The sequence below is a fragment of the Chitinibacter tainanensis DSM 15459 genome (assembly GCF_000429785.1).
In the GTDB taxonomy this organism is placed as follows: Bacteria; Pseudomonadota; Gammaproteobacteria; order Burkholderiales; family Chitinibacteraceae; genus Chitinibacter; species Chitinibacter tainanensis.
This window is the reverse complement of record NZ_KE386952.1, coordinates 349769-366046: the sequence shown is the minus strand read 5'-3', so window position 1 is coordinate 366046 and position 16278 is coordinate 349769. Positions and strand designations below refer to the sequence as shown.

Annotated in this window: 12 protein-coding genes; 3 read left to right on the top strand and 9 right to left on the bottom strand. The window is 56.8% G+C overall.

Features of this window, described 5'->3' with window-relative positions:
- Positions 1–52: 52 nt before the first annotated feature.
- The 3 genes from G482_RS18870 to G482_RS18865 all read right to left on the bottom strand — a co-directional run bounded on the left by G482_RS18870 (position 53) and on the right by G482_RS18865 (position 4604).
- Positions 53–2338, bottom strand: a complete 2286-nt coding sequence (locus G482_RS18870; protein WP_051259055.1) for a DUF3141 domain-containing protein — start codon at positions 2336–2338, stop codon at positions 53–55.
- 123 nt (positions 2339–2461) lie between these two features.
- The gene (locus G482_RS0114145; protein WP_028450575.1) at positions 2462–2821 is read right to left on the bottom strand and encodes a hypothetical protein; all 360 of its coding nucleotides are present in this window, start codon (positions 2819–2821) and stop codon (positions 2462–2464) included.
- 151 nt (positions 2822–2972) lie between these two features.
- Positions 2973–4604, bottom strand: coding sequence for a methyl-accepting chemotaxis protein (locus tag G482_RS18865; RefSeq protein ID WP_051259054.1), 1632 nt, complete (start codon positions 4602–4604; stop codon positions 2973–2975).
- 255 nt (positions 4605–4859) lie between these two features.
- Between G482_RS18865 and metH the strand changes: the two genes are divergently transcribed.
- Positions 4860–8594, top strand: a complete 3735-nt coding sequence (gene metH / locus G482_RS0114135) for a methionine synthase (RefSeq protein WP_028450573.1) — start codon at positions 4860–4862, stop codon at positions 8592–8594.
- Positions 8595–8748: 154 nt separating this feature from the next.
- Here the strand turns inward: metH and G482_RS20380 are convergent, their stop codons facing one another.
- The 5 genes from G482_RS20380 to G482_RS0114110 all read right to left on the bottom strand — a co-directional run bounded on the left by G482_RS20380 (position 8749) and on the right by G482_RS0114110 (position 13421).
- On the bottom strand, positions 8749–9480 hold the full coding sequence (locus tag G482_RS20380) for a hypothetical protein (protein WP_156905412.1): 732 nt from the start codon (positions 9478–9480) through the stop codon (positions 8749–8751).
- A gap of 1 nt (position 9481) precedes the next feature.
- The gene (locus G482_RS0114130) at positions 9482–10852 is read right to left on the bottom strand and encodes an AAA family ATPase (protein ID WP_034619753.1); all 1371 of its coding nucleotides are present in this window, start codon (positions 10850–10852) and stop codon (positions 9482–9484) included.
- A gap of 910 nt (positions 10853–11762) precedes the next feature.
- Positions 11763–12224: a hypothetical protein gene (locus G482_RS0114120; RefSeq protein WP_028450570.1), complete on the bottom strand. Its 462-nt coding sequence runs from the start codon at positions 12222–12224 to the stop codon at positions 11763–11765.
- A 130-nt stretch (positions 12225–12354) separates the two neighbouring features.
- Positions 12355–12579, bottom strand: coding sequence for a hypothetical protein (locus G482_RS0114115; RefSeq protein ID WP_028450569.1), 225 nt, complete (start codon positions 12577–12579; stop codon positions 12355–12357).
- Positions 12580–12596: 17 nt separating this feature from the next.
- The gene (locus G482_RS0114110; protein ID WP_028450568.1) at positions 12597–13421 is read right to left on the bottom strand and encodes a MipA/OmpV family protein; all 825 of its coding nucleotides are present in this window, start codon (positions 13419–13421) and stop codon (positions 12597–12599) included.
- A gap of 137 nt (positions 13422–13558) precedes the next feature.
- On the opposite strand from G482_RS0114110, the gene G482_RS0114105 reads away from it, so the two are divergent.
- Positions 13559–14215: a response regulator gene (locus G482_RS0114105; RefSeq protein ID WP_028450567.1), complete on the top strand. Its 657-nt coding sequence runs from the start codon at positions 13559–13561 to the stop codon at positions 14213–14215.
- Entirely contained in the window at positions 14212–15600 is a 1389-nt protein-coding gene (locus tag G482_RS0114100) for a sensor histidine kinase (protein ID WP_051259053.1), read from the top strand. The genes G482_RS0114105 and G482_RS0114100 overlap by 4 nt, the downstream gene beginning before the upstream one ends.
- Before the next feature lie 97 nt (positions 15601–15697).
- Here the strand turns inward: G482_RS0114100 and G482_RS18860 are convergent, their stop codons facing one another.
- Positions 15698–16261 (bottom strand): DUF2799 domain-containing protein, encoded by a 564-nt coding sequence (locus G482_RS18860; RefSeq protein WP_051259052.1) that lies wholly within the window; start codon positions 16259–16261, stop codon positions 15698–15700.
- Between the last annotated feature and the right edge of the window lie 17 nt (positions 16262–16278).

Here is a 16278-nt window from a genome sequence, read left to right as displayed (position 1 = left end):
CATGCACTGGCGGGCAATACCCTGGTTTGTTTTTGTGTGGCTAATTCACCAGTCAGGCGGCATCTACCGTGATGGCATCATCGGTTTTGCCACGGCGACGGGTGGGCAGTAGGGTTTTGCGCAGGGCGCTCAGCCGCTCGCTCAGGGCCAGATCGGCCGCATGCTCTTTGGCCAAGGCCTGATACAGCTTAAACGCCCGCTCCAGCGCCGCTTTGCTGCCAAACAGCGTTGGCAGCGTGTCGATCGCGGCCTCGCGCCAGTGCCATAGCAGCAGGCTTTGCTGGTGAATCAGCGTGGCCAGAGTATCGTCATCCAACTCCGCCAGTGGGGTGTGCGTGCGCAGCCAGCTCACGCTGAGCTGCCGTTGCTGTACATCGATCTGCTCGCCCTGCAGCAACAGCCCCAGCCGGATCAGGCCGGTAGTGGCATCCCCCGCTTGTAGCTGTTCTTGCAAATCCAGCGGCGTGGGCGACTCTGGCGCCGGCAACGTGGCTGGGCTTGGGGCCGTCGCTGTCGTTTCGGCAGTGGGGAGCTGCCCGGCTTGCTGATGTTCCTGCCCCACCCCCAGCAGGGTGAGTGTGCCGTAGCCGAGCAAAAAGGCAGTTTCGGTTTGAATGTCGCGCAGCGCACCCAGCCAATCCAGCCCGGCGGCTAGCTGCTGCACGCTTTGGCGTTCTAGCGCCCGCCATGGCAGCGTCTCGGTCGGCGCTTGGCGCTGCTGGCGGATTTGCTCGGCCCAGATGCTATTGGCCAGCGCCAGCGGGTTGAGGCTGCTCCACGCCCAGCGCTGCAGGCGCAGCGGGTGATATAAGCGCCCCAGCGTGGCGGTGAGATCATTGCTGCAGGCTTGCACCCACGGGCGCAGCCATTGCTCATAGGCGGCCATATTGGCGGCAGAAACGCTCTCTACCGCGGCAAAGGCCAGCTCATCGCGGCGGTCAAAGCGCTGGTGCGCATGCAGCGACTCAACCGGATGTTCCTGCAGTTGCGCCCGCCAGCCGCCATCGGCGTCCGCTTCGATCTGCAGCGCATACAGGCCCGGTGGCAGCGTTTCGATGATGGTCATCAGCTCGACAATCTGCGCATGCTCTTTGCTGGCCACGCCGGCGCTGACAAAAATCCCCAAATGCCCAATCGACTCATGCACCAGCCCCACCACCACTTGCCCAGCGGCTTTCAGCGCATCGGTGCTCGGGTAAAGATCCAGTATCCAGTTAAAAGCTTGCTGCGGCGGGGTGATGTTGTCGCCCAGCGAGGCAAAAATCACCACCGGCGCATGCACTGCGGTGAGGTCATACGCGCCGCTGGCGGCTTGCGCTTTACCCTCGACCAGATCATTGCCAATAAACAGGTGATCGACAATCCAGCGGATTTCCGCCGCATTCATCAGGTAATTGGCGCCCCACCAGCGCTCGAAATCCAGAAAGCGCGGCGCCTCGGTATCGATCTGGTCATACAGGTGGTAATGCTTGCTCACCAGCGTATTGCCCAGATCCAGATTTTCAAAATTACTCACCAGATGTGCGCCATCAAAGAGGCCGTTGCCCAGATCGGCGGCCAGCAGGGCCAGCCAGCTACCGCCCAGCATGCCGCCGGCGTAGCGCATCGGGCTGTTATCGTTGCCGGCCCAGTACGACACCGGCGCGCCATTGGCCACCACCGCGCCGACCAGCTCAGGCGAGCTGGCCGCTACCAACAGCGCCGCCCAGCCGCCTTGGCAATTACCAATCAGCACCGGTTTGGGGGCATCAGGGTGGCTCTGGCGCACATAGCGCAAAAATTCGGCTTCGGCCGAGGTGACATCGGCCAAGGTTTGGCCGGGCTCGGGGATCGGGAAGAAAATCACCGCATATACCGGATGGCCGGCCTGCAGCGCCACGCCGATTTCCGATTCGGCTTTAAAGCCGCCAATCCCGGGGCCATGGCCGGCACGCGGGTCGATCACCACATAGGGGCGGCTGGCCGGGTTGACGGTGATGCCGGCCGGCGGGGTAATGCGCACCAGCGCGTAATTCACCGGCTGGGCGAAAGAGCGGGCATCCACCACCAGCTCGTAGGCAAATTTCAGTACCGGCGGTTTGCCGGCAGCCTCGTGCTGCAAAAATTGATCACCACGTACGCGCAGGGTATCCCAGTACAGCGCTTGTCGCTCAAGGCTATCCCGCCAATACGCCACCCCGGTATTGAGCCAGCTGACCAGCGGATAATCACGCAGCGGCGCGGGCAGCAGCTTGGGCAATTGGGTTTCGCAAGCGCGGCGCAGATTCTGCTGGGCCAGTGCGAACACTTTCTCGTTCAGGCGCCACCAGAGCGCCGTTTTTTCCTGTGAAACCAGCATCTTGCACCTCATTCGGGGGTGGGAATGGCGATTGTTTCACGGTTGTATGAAAAATTGGCGACAGCCATGCGTAGGCTCAAAGTAGGACTGGCTGCCGGCGGCATGCGTGTGGCGTGGCTTGGTTTACGCGCTCACGCTCAGCTGGCTGGGGGCGGCCAGCTCGGGCTGATAGGTTTGCTGCAGCCAATCGCGCTGCTGCTGGGCGCTGAGTGTGCTCTGACGGCTAAGCGGCGCTTGCCCGCTCGATTGCAGATAAATATCCACCAGCCGGTTCACATGGTCGGCCTTGGCCAGCTCCAGCAACACCGGTTTGGCAGCGCTGGGAAGCTCGGGCTTGCTCAGCGCCGGCAGGTCGGGGCTGCTGCTGTACAGGTCTTCCTGCCACAGGCTATGCGCCTCGCTTTGCGTGGTGGTGGGCAGACCGCTGCTCATGCTGCGCGGCTGGATGGTGCTGTAAGTCGGGGTGAGAGAGCGGATTTGCATCGGCGTCACCTTTCAGTTGTGGATACTGAAATGCTAACGCGCTGCCGGTTGCCAGCGCTGCGTACTTTGCCGCGCTGGATTTGGTAATTTTCAACGGAACCAAGTACTTGGCGCAGATTTTGCCTGCGCCAAGTGCGTGGGTGTGGGCCGCTTAGTGCAAGCGGAATTGCCCCACCGTGGTATTAAGCTCCGTAGCCAGGCGCGATAATTCCTGCGCGGTGCTGGCCAGCTGTTGCACGGTCTGGCCGTTTTCTTCGGCCATCTGGGCCACTTGCTCCATCCGGCTGGCCAGATCCTGGCCGGCGAGTTTTTGCTCGTTCAGCGAATGGCTAATATGATTTACCGCGGCCACCACGGCGCCGGCGTTGCCCTCGATTTCTTCCATGGCCAGCGCGGCCGAATCGGCGCTGAGCGCGGCTTCATCCACACTGTGCACGCTTTCATTCATCCACTGGTTTACCGTGGCGCTGCCGTTTTGGATGCGGGTAATCATCTCGCTGATTTCATGCGCCGAATGCGTGGTGCGCTCGGCCAGCTTGCGCACTTCATCGGCCACTACGGCAAAGCCACGGCCGGTTTCGCCAGCGCGGGCCGCTTCAATCGCGGCATTCAGGGCCAGCAGATTAGTCTGGTCGGCTACTTCACGAATAATCGTCGCCATCTTGCCGATTTCGCTCACATCTTGCTCCAGCGCCGACATCTGGCTGGCCGACTGGCTGACATCGCTGCCCACTGCGCTCATTTGTTTCGAGGCTTTCACCACAAATTTGCCACCCAGCTGGGCGGTTTCGCCGGCGTTTTGCGCCTGTTGCGAAGCCTCGCTGGCGCTATCGGCCACCAGATGAATACTCACGGTCAGCTCTTCCAGCGTGGCGGCTGCGCCAGTGGTTGAGGCCGATTGCTGCTGTGCGCTCACGGCCACTTGCTGGGATGAGCTGGCCAAGAGATGCGCAGCGCCGCTCACGGCCTGGGCATGGCGCTGAATTTGCTGCGCCATGGTTTGCAGATTGCCGCGCATGGTGTGCAGCGCCTGCAAGAGGCGGGCTGGTTCGTCATCCCCGTCGATATTTTGGGCTGGGCCTGCGCGCAAATCGCCAGCGGCAATGCGCTCGGCTTCGCTCAGCGCCTGGGCAATCGGGCGGGTAATCGCGTGGGCAATCAGCAGCGAGGCGGCCAGCCCCAGCGCCGCGGCAATCCCGCCGCTAATCAGCATCAGCCAGAACAGCTGGTCAATGCTGTCGGTGGTGGCTTGGCCGGCGGCGTTCATTTTGCTTTTTTGCGAGGCCAGCATGGCATCCACTTTTTGCTGGAACAGCTGATAGGCCGGATCGTATTGCGTGCGCAGATATTGCATCGCCTCGGCATCCTGATTGGCGCGAATCAGGCTAAACAGCGCCTCGTAATGCTGGGCCAGTGGCGCGCGTGCGGCATTAATCTCGCTCAATACCGCCTTGCTCTCCGCGCTTTCAGTGTGGGTTTCTAAATATTGCAGCGCGGAGGTCGAGCTTTGGCGCAATTCGCCAATCCGGTTTAGGCCCTGTTCGATTTCGTGGGCTTCGTTATCGATGATGGCTTCGCGCAGCAGCATGCCAATCGCCAGCGTATTGGCGGTGATCAGTTGCTGTTGCTCGATTTTGGGATAGCGATCTTGCAGTAGCTCTTCAACCTTGCTGCGATTAAACGAGAGCTGATACAGGGTGAACAGAATTTGCCCAGTCATTAACAGCAGCAAAGTGCCGCTGAGCATAAAGAGTTTGTTACGGGTGGACAGACGGGATAACACGGTGGATTCCTCTTGTTATTGTGCTTTGTGTCAGCTTTATGACAAAAGCGTGAGTCTACGACAGGCCGGACCATTTGGGGTTCATGGTTTCCTAATTTTCTGTCTGCGACCTTGTGGTAAATCAGTTGGGCGCATCTTGCGGCGTGGGGTGCCGATCGGCGGCCGGCACACTGGCGCTAGGGGGCGTAGCTTACGCAGCTTGGCCGTGCTCATGGTAAACTAGCCGATTGATTTTTTTACTGATTGACAAGCCCCATGACGCGTGCCGAACACCTGAAAAAACTGCTAGCCGAAAAAATACTGATGCTCGACGGCGGCATGGGGACGATGATTCAGCAATACAAGCTCACCGAGGCCCAATATCGCGGCGAGCGCTTTGCCGATTGGCATACCGATGTCAAAGGCAATAACGATTTGCTGGTGCTTACGCAGCCGCAGATCATCAGCGAAATCCACCAGCAATACCTTGATGCTGGTGCCGACATCATCGAAACCAATAGCTTTAACGCCACTTCGATGGCGATGGCCGATTATGAGATGGAAGGCCTGGTGTGGGAGATCAACCACGCCGCGGCCAAATTGGTGAAAGATCTGTGCGTGGCGCAAACGGCCAAAGACCCCAGCAAACCGCGCTTCTGTGCCGGTATTCTTGGCCCCACCAGCCGCACGGCGTCGATCAGCCCGGATGTGAACGACCCCGGCTACCGCAATGTCACCTTTGATGCGCTGGTTGAGGCTTACCTCGAATCCATCGACGGCCTCGTGAAAGGCGGCGCCGATATTTTGATGGTCGAGACGATTTTCGACACGCTGAACGCCAAAGCCGCCGTGTTCGCGATTAAGAAATACTTCGCCGATCGCCCCGAGCAAGAAGAGCTGCCGATCATGATTTCCGGCACGATCACCGATCAATCGGGCCGCACGCTGACTGGCCAGACCACCGAAGCGTTCTACAACTCGCTGCACCACGCCGATGCGGTGTCGTTCGGCCTGAACTGCGCGCTTGGCCCCGATTTGCTGCGCCCGTATGTCGAAGAAATGAGCCGTATTTCTGACACCTATGTGTCGGTACACGCCAACGCCGGTCTGCCGAACCCGCTCGCGCCGACTGGCTATGATTTGCTGCCTGAAGATATGGCGCCGCAAGTGCGCGAATGGGCGGCCTCGGGCTTGGTGAATATCATCGGTGGCTGTTGCGGCACCACGCCAGCGCATATCAAGGCGATTTACGAAGCCGTAAAAGACCTGCCACCGCGCCAGCTACCCGAGATCGAGCCTAAATGCCGCCTATCTGGCCTAGAACCGTTCAATATTGGCGACAGCGATCTATTTGTGAACGTTGGTGAGCGCACCAACGTCACAGGCTCGAAAGCCTTTGCTCGCCTGATTTTGGCTGGCGATTATCCGACCGCGCTGGAGGTCGCCCGCCAGCAGGTGGAAAACGGCGCGCAGATCATCGACATCAATATGGATGAGGGCATGCTCGACGCCCATCAGGCCATGGTGACCTTCCTGAATCTGATCGCCGCCGAGCCCGACATCAGCCGCGTGCCGATCATGATCGACTCATCGAAATGGGACGTGATCGAAGCCGGCCTGAAATGCGTGCAGGGCAAGTGCATCGTGAACTCGATCTCGATGAAAGAAGGGGTCGAGCAATTCAAACACCACGCGCGCTTGCTGAAAATGTACGGCGCCGCCGTGATCGTGATGGCCTTTGACGAAGTCGGTCAGGCCGATACCTACGCGCGTAAAGTCGAGATTTGCGAAAAATCGCATCGCATCCTGGTCGATGAAATCGGCTTTAACCCGGCCGACATTATTTTCGACCCCAACATCTTTGCCGTGGCGACTGGTATTGAAGAGCACGCCCGCTATGGCCTCGACTTTATTGAGGCCACTGGCTGGATTAAGCAAAACCTGCCGCACGCCAAAATCAGCGGCGGTGTGTCGAACGTGTCGTTCTCTTTCCGCGGCAATAACAAGGTGCGCGAAGCGATCCACGCCGTATTCCTCTACCACGCGATTCAGCGCGGCATGACGATGGGTATCGTGAACGCCGGTGCGCTGGAAAACTACGACGAAGTGCCGCTGGAGCTGCGCAACGCCATCGAGCGCGTGGTGCTGATGGACGGTGCCGACCCAATGGCCGACACCGACGCGCTGATCGCGCTGGCCGAATCATTCCGTGGCGACGCGGCGCAGAAATCGGGTGAAGATTTAAGCTGGCGCACGCTACCGCTGCAAGAGCGGATCACGCATTCGCTGGTGAAAGGCATTACCACCTACATCGTGGAAGACACCGAAGAAGCGCGCCAAAGCGTCGAGCGCCCGATCCACGTGATCGAAGGCCACTTGATGAACGGCATGAATGTCGTCGGCGACTTATTTGGTGCCGGCAAGATGTTCCTGCCGCAGGTGGTGAAATCCGCCCGCGTGATGAAAGCCGCCGTGGCCCACCTCGAGCCATTTATCGAAGCCGAAAAAATCGCCATGGGTCTGGCCGACGCGCCGGCCAAGGGCAAGATCATTATGGCCACGGTGAAGGGCGACGTGCACGACATCGGTAAAAACATCGTTGGCGTGGTGCTGCGCTGTAATAACTATCAGGTGTTTGATCTGGGCGTGATGGTGCCGTGCCAAACGATCTTGGATAAAGCGCGCGAAGTCGGCGCCGACATCATTGGCCTCTCCGGCCTGATTACCCCATCGCTGGAAGAAATGGCGCACGTCGCCAAAGAAATGCAGCGCCAGGGCTTTGATATTCCGCTGCTGATCGGCGGCGCGACGACATCCAAAGTCCACACCGCGGTGAAGATCGAGCCGCACTACCAAAACGGCCAAGTGATTTACGTGGCCGACGCCAGCCGCGCGGTGGGCGTGTGCTCAAACTTGCTGTCGGACGATCTGAAAGCGCCATTCGTGGCCGAAGTAAAAGCCGAATACGCCAAAGCGCGCGAGCTGTTTGAAAACAAAGATCGCACCAAGCTGATCAGCATAGCCGAAGCGCGCGAATTTAAATTCAAACAAGATTGGGCGACGTATACGCCGGTAGCGCCTAGCTTTACTGGCGTACGCGAATATACCCAATATGATCTGAGCGAGTTGGTACCCTATATCGACTGGACGCCGTTCTTCCAGAGCTGGGAGCTGTATGGCCGCTATCCAGCGATTTTGAACGACGAAGTCGTCGGCGAAGCCGCGCGCCCGCTGTTTGAAGACGCGCAAAAAATGCTGAAACAAATCGTCGAAGAAAAATGGCTGTCTGCCGCTGGCGTGATCGGCTTCTTCCCCGCCAATGCGGTCAACCACGACGACATCGAAATCCGCGACCCAGCCACCGGCGAAACCGCGATGCTGTGGCATAACCTGCGCCAGCAATTGCCGAAGGCCAAAACCGACGAGCGCAACGCGGCCGATGTGAAGCCCAACTGGTGTCTGGCCGACTTTGTCGCGCCGAAAGAAACCGGCTTGACTGATTATATTGGCGCCTTTGCCGTCACCGCCGGCATTGGCATTGATGAGCACGTCAAACGCTTTGAAGACGCCAACGACGACTACAGCGCCATCTTGCTCAAATCGCTGGCCGACCGCCTCGCCGAAGCCTTCGCCGAGCACATGCACGCCCGCGTGCGCACCGAGCTGTGGGGCTACGCCGCCGATGAGCAGCTGGATAACGAAGCGCTGATCGACGAAAAATACACCGGCATCCGCCCCGCCCCCGGCTACCCAGCCTGCCCGGATCACACCAGCAAGGTGGAGCTATTCAAACTGCTGAACGCGCCGAACATCGGCATGACCCTCACCGAAGGCTACGCGATGCTGCCAACCGCGGCGGTCAGCGGCTTCTACCTCGCGCACCCAGAGTCGCGCTACTTTGGTGTGGGCAAAATCACCAAAGATCAGGTGGAGGATTATGCCCAGCGGCGTGGGGTGTCGGTCGCGCAAGCCGAGCGCGATTTGGCGCCGAACTTGGGGTATGTGGCCTGATGCCTTGCTGGATGATGGTTGGGTAGTGATACCCATGAAAAAGCCCCGCGGATGCGGGGCTTTTTGTTGAGGTGACGGAAACACAGATTTTAGTAATTACTCTCAATAGTTTCTGGATTTTAGATGGATTTAATATATTGATTTGCTAAGTGCGCTAAAGTTCATTGCCTTCGCAATCTACATTTAAGTATTTACCATTCTGATGCGGGTTTACTAATTGAACATCCCAATGGTCGTCATGAAACAGATCCCAGTGCCAGCATTTATTATTGCCAGAAATATACCCATCCTGATTACACATTAGAGGCTGTGTTATGTTATGCGAAGGGGGGGTAAATGGGTGTGTGCCTTCCGATGGCAATGTTTTAGGATATATCAGATACATAGGGTGCTTGACAGTCTTGAGCATCTTATTGCTAGAAATTATGATTCCATTGTTGCATTTTGCTGCCTTACTACAAGGGTTTTTAGCGTATACTCCGAAATGGTTTTTTCCATATCTAACTTGACTATTTTGGATTAAGCTAGTTAATAGCTCGTTGAAGAGCGGATTTATTGTTGGGTCCGTTAACTCTGTGCATGGAATGCTTGCATTCGATGCTTGTGTAGCCATTGACTGAGCTTTAGAAAGTGGTCCAATAATTGCTCTCCGCCATTGACTTAGGTAGATTCTATATTCTGGATTGATCGTGCCATTCCATGGTGCCGTTTGCAATAAATGATCAATAATATCTTTTGAGTGCACTAGATTAATATTATTTCTTGGGCAGTCGGAGATAAATGCAGCAAGGTCTGCGATATGATCATCGTAGAGATCTAAATCCGCATCATTTGTTGGCACTGGGAATGGATTTAATTCTTTTGGGCAGATTGTTATTGTCGTCATTTCAATCTCGGCGATTGTTGTTTTCTTCTTGTACTTCGCTTTCTATCAATGATTTGTTTTTTCTTCTTGATTCAGAGCGTGCCTTTAGTATGCTCACTGCTCCATTTTCGGACTCGTCTAAAAATCCTGGTGGGAAGTCCGGAAAGTTACCATTTTTGTCAATTGTAAATTGATTTGCCTTTGGGTTTCCGTTGTCGTCCTTGTCAATGAAGATAATGTTAATTTTCTCTGCGAGTGTTGGATTTTCTATGACTCTAAGTTGTAATCGATTAATAAAATCTTGGCTATGCGATTCAATGATGAAACGCCTTTTGTCTTCGATTAATCCTAAGAAGAGGTCTGCTAAATTGGCGCAGCTTGATGGGTGAAGATGAATCTCTGGCTGTTCGATTAGCACTAAGTTATCCTTATTGCTTGTTAGGCCAGTAAGTATTGTTGGTATCACTTGAGAGTAACCAAATCCAACATCAGCAATTGTTACACTTTTCTTTTCATCAAGGCTGACTTTGATTTGATAAATCAGTTTGCCTGATTTTACTGGCTGGATTTTTTGTGTCAGTCCGACGCATGCTAGACACTTATTTGCTGCTTCAACTAAGGTGATTTCTTGGCCTTTCCATTTTACTTTTCTATCTTTGTGAACCCAAAAGTAATGGGCAGCATTGAATCCATCTTCATTAACGTCGTGTGATGTTTCGGTGTAATGAATGTATGCCCTTTGTGGGCTTGCGCGAACAGGACTTAGATACTTTATATTATCAATTGTTGATGTGAATTCATTGATGGTTGGGCGGATTCTTTCAAATGTGGTGAATGGAATGCTAAAGCGTGAGCTAAGATTTTCTTCGTCATCAAAATTTTCTAAAATTAATGTCTCTGGTATGAAATTGCGAAAATCTATTTTCAATGATGTCTTTTTTGATAGAAATCTTTCGAAAAATTCATTGTCGGAAAGCATGGTTATTATGCTTTTCCTTTTTAGTGCGTCTAAAATTTCGTTGCCTTCGATATCATTTACTCGCCATTCTGAAACTTGAGGAATGTAGTGGTCGTTAATTTTTTTGTTTCTAATTCCTATTTTTATTGTTGTTTCTTCTGTCGTTTTAAATTCGTATCCAATCGATGCGGTTTGAATTCTTGGAATTTTATAGCTTAGCTCATTAAGATTTGAGTATTTGAGAAACCGACCTTCTAGATTGACTGCACTTAGCTTGTCATTCGACTCCATTGTCTGCTTTAGAAGTAGTAAACTATGAATGAGTGATGACTTTCCACAGCTATTTTTCCCCATGATGACAGTAAGGGGTTTAATATCAATCATAGGAAAATTCTGAAATGCCTTAAAGTTGGTAAGGCTAAAAGCTGTTAACATCGACTGTCCTTTTTATTCTCACCTCGGTACGGCGTAGGGTGTAATCGCCGAAGGCATTACACCGCATGTGTACCACGGATGTTGATCGAATCACTCAATGGCGTATTGCCGCTTCGCGTCGAATACGCCCTACCGTTCGTCGGATTTCAATATCTTATCGAATTGAAAAATCAACGTCAGCTATTTGCTGGAAAAATGTTAGCTTTGTTGATGAAAAGCGAAGCTGACCCAAGGCCACGGCATGGCGTACGTTGGTTTTGTGTTTGAGCGGGATTGGCGGCTGTGCGCCGCGCAGGCGGGAAGGGGTATTTGCTTCGCCAAATACCCCTTCACCCCAAAGGCGACCCCTCATCAAGTTTTGCTGCGCAAAATGCCCTCGCTGCGGACAATCGGCAAGGCGGCGGGCTTTAACAAAACAGAGCCCGCCGAATTCCCTTGCCGCTTGTTCCTCGCTCGGCTTGATGACAGGGGAAACCGTGCAGCGCGACGATTTATGTATATACCTGCCTTAGTATTGCTCTGAAGATTATTTCTGAATTGGCTTTGGCAGATATACCCCTGCCGCGGTAAGCACGGATTGCCCGTGGAGACGCGCCGTTCGGGAGGTGATTGGCAAGGTTTTAAGCCGCAACCTGTTTGAGCTGCGCGACGGTAGCGCGCAGCGAGTTTTGCGGCGCCTTGCCAATTGCCGGACGGGCGGGGTTTCGCGTCGATCGGGGCTCTTTTGGGGTGTAGGGGGCTTTGGAGAAGCAAAGCCCCCTACCTGCCTGCGCGGCGGAACGCGCATCAAAACATTGCGGCGCAGCCGCTTAAGATATATACATGCAGCGGTATAGCCAGCAAAGCTTTAAAGGATAATGCTTGCACGACTATACCCGTGAATATCGCCGCCACTACCCGCATCTACGGGCTAGCAAAATATCCGCCCCATGCCCCGAATACCATTGAGCACCCCGAGCAGAAACACCACATCCAGTACGCACGATACGGCGATGCCAATGAGCCGCCAGCGGCGCTCGGTGCGGTGTTGGCCGCGCCAGAGCTGCCCCCAGCTGAGTTTGCCGGCGGGCATCAGCGGCACGATCAGGCCCCATTCAAACCAGCGGATCGGCACATACACCAGTAAATAAGCCAGCGCCTGCACGCCAGTTAGCTCGAGCACCATGGCATGCAGCGCGGCCACCGGGATGCCGACCCCAAAGCCGATCAGTAGCCGAGTCATACCCAGCTGCCAACTGCGCCGGCGCAGGGCTTCGGGGCTGAGATCGGGCCGCAGCCACGCCAGCCCTACGCCACACCACCAGCGATAGCCCAGCACTTTGGCTGTGCCGTACAGCAAAGTACCCAGTATCACCCCGCCTATCCCGTCCATCTTTCTCCCACTCATCGATGCAGGCCTAGCCTGTGCGCTGCTTAGTATGGTGGGCGGGCGGCGGGGCGAGGGTTAGTTTTTGTAAGTAGCGCGGTAGGCTGTGAGCTAGATTGCGCCAGTTCCCTATGGCTTAACCCTGCAAATTCATCGGCGGTATCACGTCGTGGTATTCCGCCGTGCGCCGGCGTGGGGGCGCGCTGTTGGGGGCCTCGATTTCAAAGGCGCGGCTGCGGTGCTCGAATGCCGTCGGAGTGGCCGGGCTGGCAGGGTGAGCGGGGCTGGGGGCCGCGGCCCCCGCGGTGGGGGGCTGAGCGGTAAGCAGCCGGCGCAGGGCGTGGCGGATGCTGAAGGGCATGGGGTTCTCCGCGGGGTTTACCAGGTGTATTGCAGGGCGGACATCAGGGCGGCGCTGCCTTTTTCTTTCACCAGCGGGCTATCGGCGGCATCGCCTAAAAGCTGGTTATAGCTCACGGCATTCACCCAGCGCAGGCTATTGCTGAGCGGCACAATGGCGGTGAGGCCAACGCTACCTTGCGTGAGCCCGCTGCCGGCCTGATAGGCTTTAAAGCCGCTCTTTCGGGCTTGCGCGGCGGATACGCCATACCAGCGTTGCTGATAATCGCTGCTGCTGGCGGTGAGCGCGCCATTGATCATCAGCGCAAATTGCGCACTGCTGTAGACGGTGTAATCGGCGCCCAGCGTGATTTGCTGGCCGCGGTTTTTGCTATCTAACCCGGTGGTGGCTTGCAGCGAGAGGTTGAGGTCTTGCAGGCTGTAGCTCAGCAATAGGCCGGCTTGCGCGGCGGCTTTGATTTCGCCCATGCCTTTAAAGGTTTGCTTATCGGTGAGCTTGGTTTTTTCTTTGCGGCCCGGGCTCATGCCGATAAAAATCGCGGCTTGCCAGTCGGGGTTGGCGGCATAGCTCCAGCCCAGCCCTTTGCTGCTACCCACAAAGAAACCCGAGCGGTGTGATAAATCAAAACTCGGCAACGCCGTGGCTTTGTAAACTTCGCCGCCCATAATTTCGGGCGCGTAGCCCACGCCCAGCCCCGCCACGGCTTGCCAGTTGCGGCTATCGCTGGCTTCTTCCCACAGGCTTTGCAGCCGGGGCAGGCCTTGTTCGGTGGCGGAATTCGGGGTTTCGGCCAGTGCGGTGTGGCCAAGCAAAAGCAAAGAAAGGGTCAGTACAGTGCGCATGATTAAATCCTGAATGGTTGGGTTAGACATCAGCCGCAGTGGGCGGGAGCTGGCCGCTCGCCGGCGGGAAGCAACGCTGGCAGTATGTCAAACGCATCCTTAGGAAAAGCTTAAGGTTCTTCAGGTACAGTGCTGGCATGCATATTCTGATTATTGAAGACGACCTCGATCTGGGCTTTGCCCTGCAGCAGGCTTTAAAAGCCGAAGGCATTAGCAGCGATTGGCGGCGTAATTTGGCGACGGCCCCGCACAGCGGGCAAGACATGGATTACGACTGCGTGTTGCTCGATCTCACCCTGCCCGATGGGGTGGGCTTTGATCTGCTGCAGCGCTGGCGCCGGGCGGGTATCGCCACGCCGATTATTGTGATTACCGCGCGCTCGGCGCTGGATGATCGTTTAACCGGGCTGGATAGCGGCGCCGATGATTTCATCATCAAGCCCTTTGCCACTGCTGAGCTGATCGCCCGCATGCGGGCGGTGTTGCGCCGCTATGCGCAGCAGGCCAGCGAGGTGTGGCAGCTGGGCGAGCTGCAGATCGAGCCGCGCAAACACCTGGCCAGCCTTAATGGTGTGCCGCTGGATTTATCGCCGCGCGAATTTCAATTGCTGCTGGAGCTGGCGCGCGAGCCGGGGTTGGTGGTGCCCAAAAGTGCGCTGGCGCAGCGGCTATCGCCACTGGGCGACGCGCTGGATTTTGGTGCGCTGGAAGTGCATTTATCGCATCTGCGCCGCAAAATCGGCGCGCACCGCATTCGCACTTTGCGCGGTGTTGGGTATTTATTTGAGCTATGAAATTATCCCTGAGCTTATTAGGCCCCAGCCTGATCCGGCGGGTGTTGCTGGCCTTGCTACTGGCGCTGGTGGCGGTGTGGTTTACGCTGGCGATTTATGGCTATTGGCAATTCACCCGCACTTCCGAGCGCGACCGTAGCCTGCAGCTGTATGGCCAGACGCTGCTAGTGGAGCTGGGCAAGGCCCGCTCCGAGCGCGATGCCATCGGCGTGCTGGCGACGGCTTCCGAGATGTTTAATACCGGCCTGCGCGATTCCAAAGTCGAGCAATCGATGCTGCTGCAGCTCAATGACCGGCAAGGCCGCCAGCTGTATTTATCGCCGGAAAGCCGGGGCGTGCCGCTGGCGCTGCAGCCGCAGGCTTTTTACGATGTGGTGGTGAATGGCGCCGAATATCGGGTGTGCCTGATGCGCGCTGCGCAGTGGGAAATCCGCCTAGCGGCGCCCAAATTTAGCGCGCAGGTGCTGCTGAAAGTGCTGCTGCCCGAAATGACCATCCAGATGTTGATCGCCCTGCCGGTGATGTCGCTGGTGATCGGGCTGGTGGTGTCGGGCGGCTTGCGGCCATTGCGCCAGCTCTCGCAGCTGATTGCCAGCAAAGATAAAGATGATCTGTCGCCGCTGAATTTTCATAGCCCCTATGCCGAGCTTAAACCGCTAACCGCGGCGCTAGAGCGGCTATTGCAGCAATTACGCAGCAAAATCGCCCGCGAGCATGCCTTTGTGCAAGATGCCGCGCATGAGCTGCGCACGCCCATCGCGGTGATTTCGGCGCAGGCACATGTGCTGGCGCGGGCCGACACGCCCGCGGCGCGCCAAGCCGCCGGGCAAGATCTGGAAGCCGCCATTGCCCGCGCCTCGCACCTGATCGCCCAGCTATTGGAGCTATCGCATATCGATAATGATCGGCTCGAAACTCCGCAGCAGATTGATCTGGCCGACCTGCTGCAAACCGAGCTGGCCCGCGTGGCGCCGGCGGCGCTGGCACGGCAGATCGAGCTGGGGCTGAATGCGCCCGATACCTTGCCCGCCCGGCTAGATGCCCATGCCGTGCAATCGATTGTGCAAAATCTACTTAATAACGCCGTGGCGTATATTCATGCCGGCGATCAGATCGAAGTGAGCCTCAGCCAGCAGGGCGCGCAGCTCTTGCTGGAAGTGGCCGATAGCGGCCCGGGCATTCCGCCCGCCGAGCAGGGGCGGATTTTTGAGCGCTTTGTGCGCGGCACTGGCCACAGCGTAGCTGGCACCGGGCTGGGCCTGGCGATAGTGGCGCAGGCGGTAGCGCGGCTGGGCGGCCAGATTGAATTAGGCACCGGGCTGGCGGGGCGTGGCTGCCGCTTTAGCGTGCGGCTGCCACTGCCGGCCGCGGCGCCGGCGCACTAGGCTGTGGCTATGTGCCTGATTCAGTCTTATTAAGGGTATATCTCTAAAGGCTAATCTTTACATGGCTTGGCTGGATATACCTGCAAGGGGCATCGCGTTATTGCGAATACAGCAGCGGCAGGGCGATCACCTGGGCGCGCAAAATATCGCGTAGGCGCCGGTCATCGCGGTTTTGCTGGCGCAGGTTGTCTAGCTCGCGCTCGTATTTGCGGCGGTCTTTATCGGTTTGGGCGGCGCGCAGTTTTTCTTCGAGCTGGCCGCGCTGCTTGTTGTAATTATCGATGCGCCATTCCACCTGCTGCAGCTCTTGCTGCACCTTGTAGCGCTGATAGCCACGCTGATAGGCATTTTGAAATGCGGCCTGCGTGCCGGCCGGGCACACATTGCCCGCCTGCGCGCCGCGCAAACCCACCTGATAACCATTGCTGGCCGTGCAATAACTGCGCAGGCCTTCTTCGCGCCCACGATTGTATTGTTCCAGATCGGGCGCCACGCGCTGCTTGCGGCAGGCTTTGGCATGCTCGGCAACTTGCGAGCTATAGCCATTCTGGCCATCGCGCAGGCCGATGCTATACCAATCGCCGGTACGGCATTCGCTATCGCTGAGCGAGGCACAGCCAGTGGTGAGAAGAAGGAGGGCAACAGGAATTAAGCAGCGCATGACGGGTGGATAGAGTA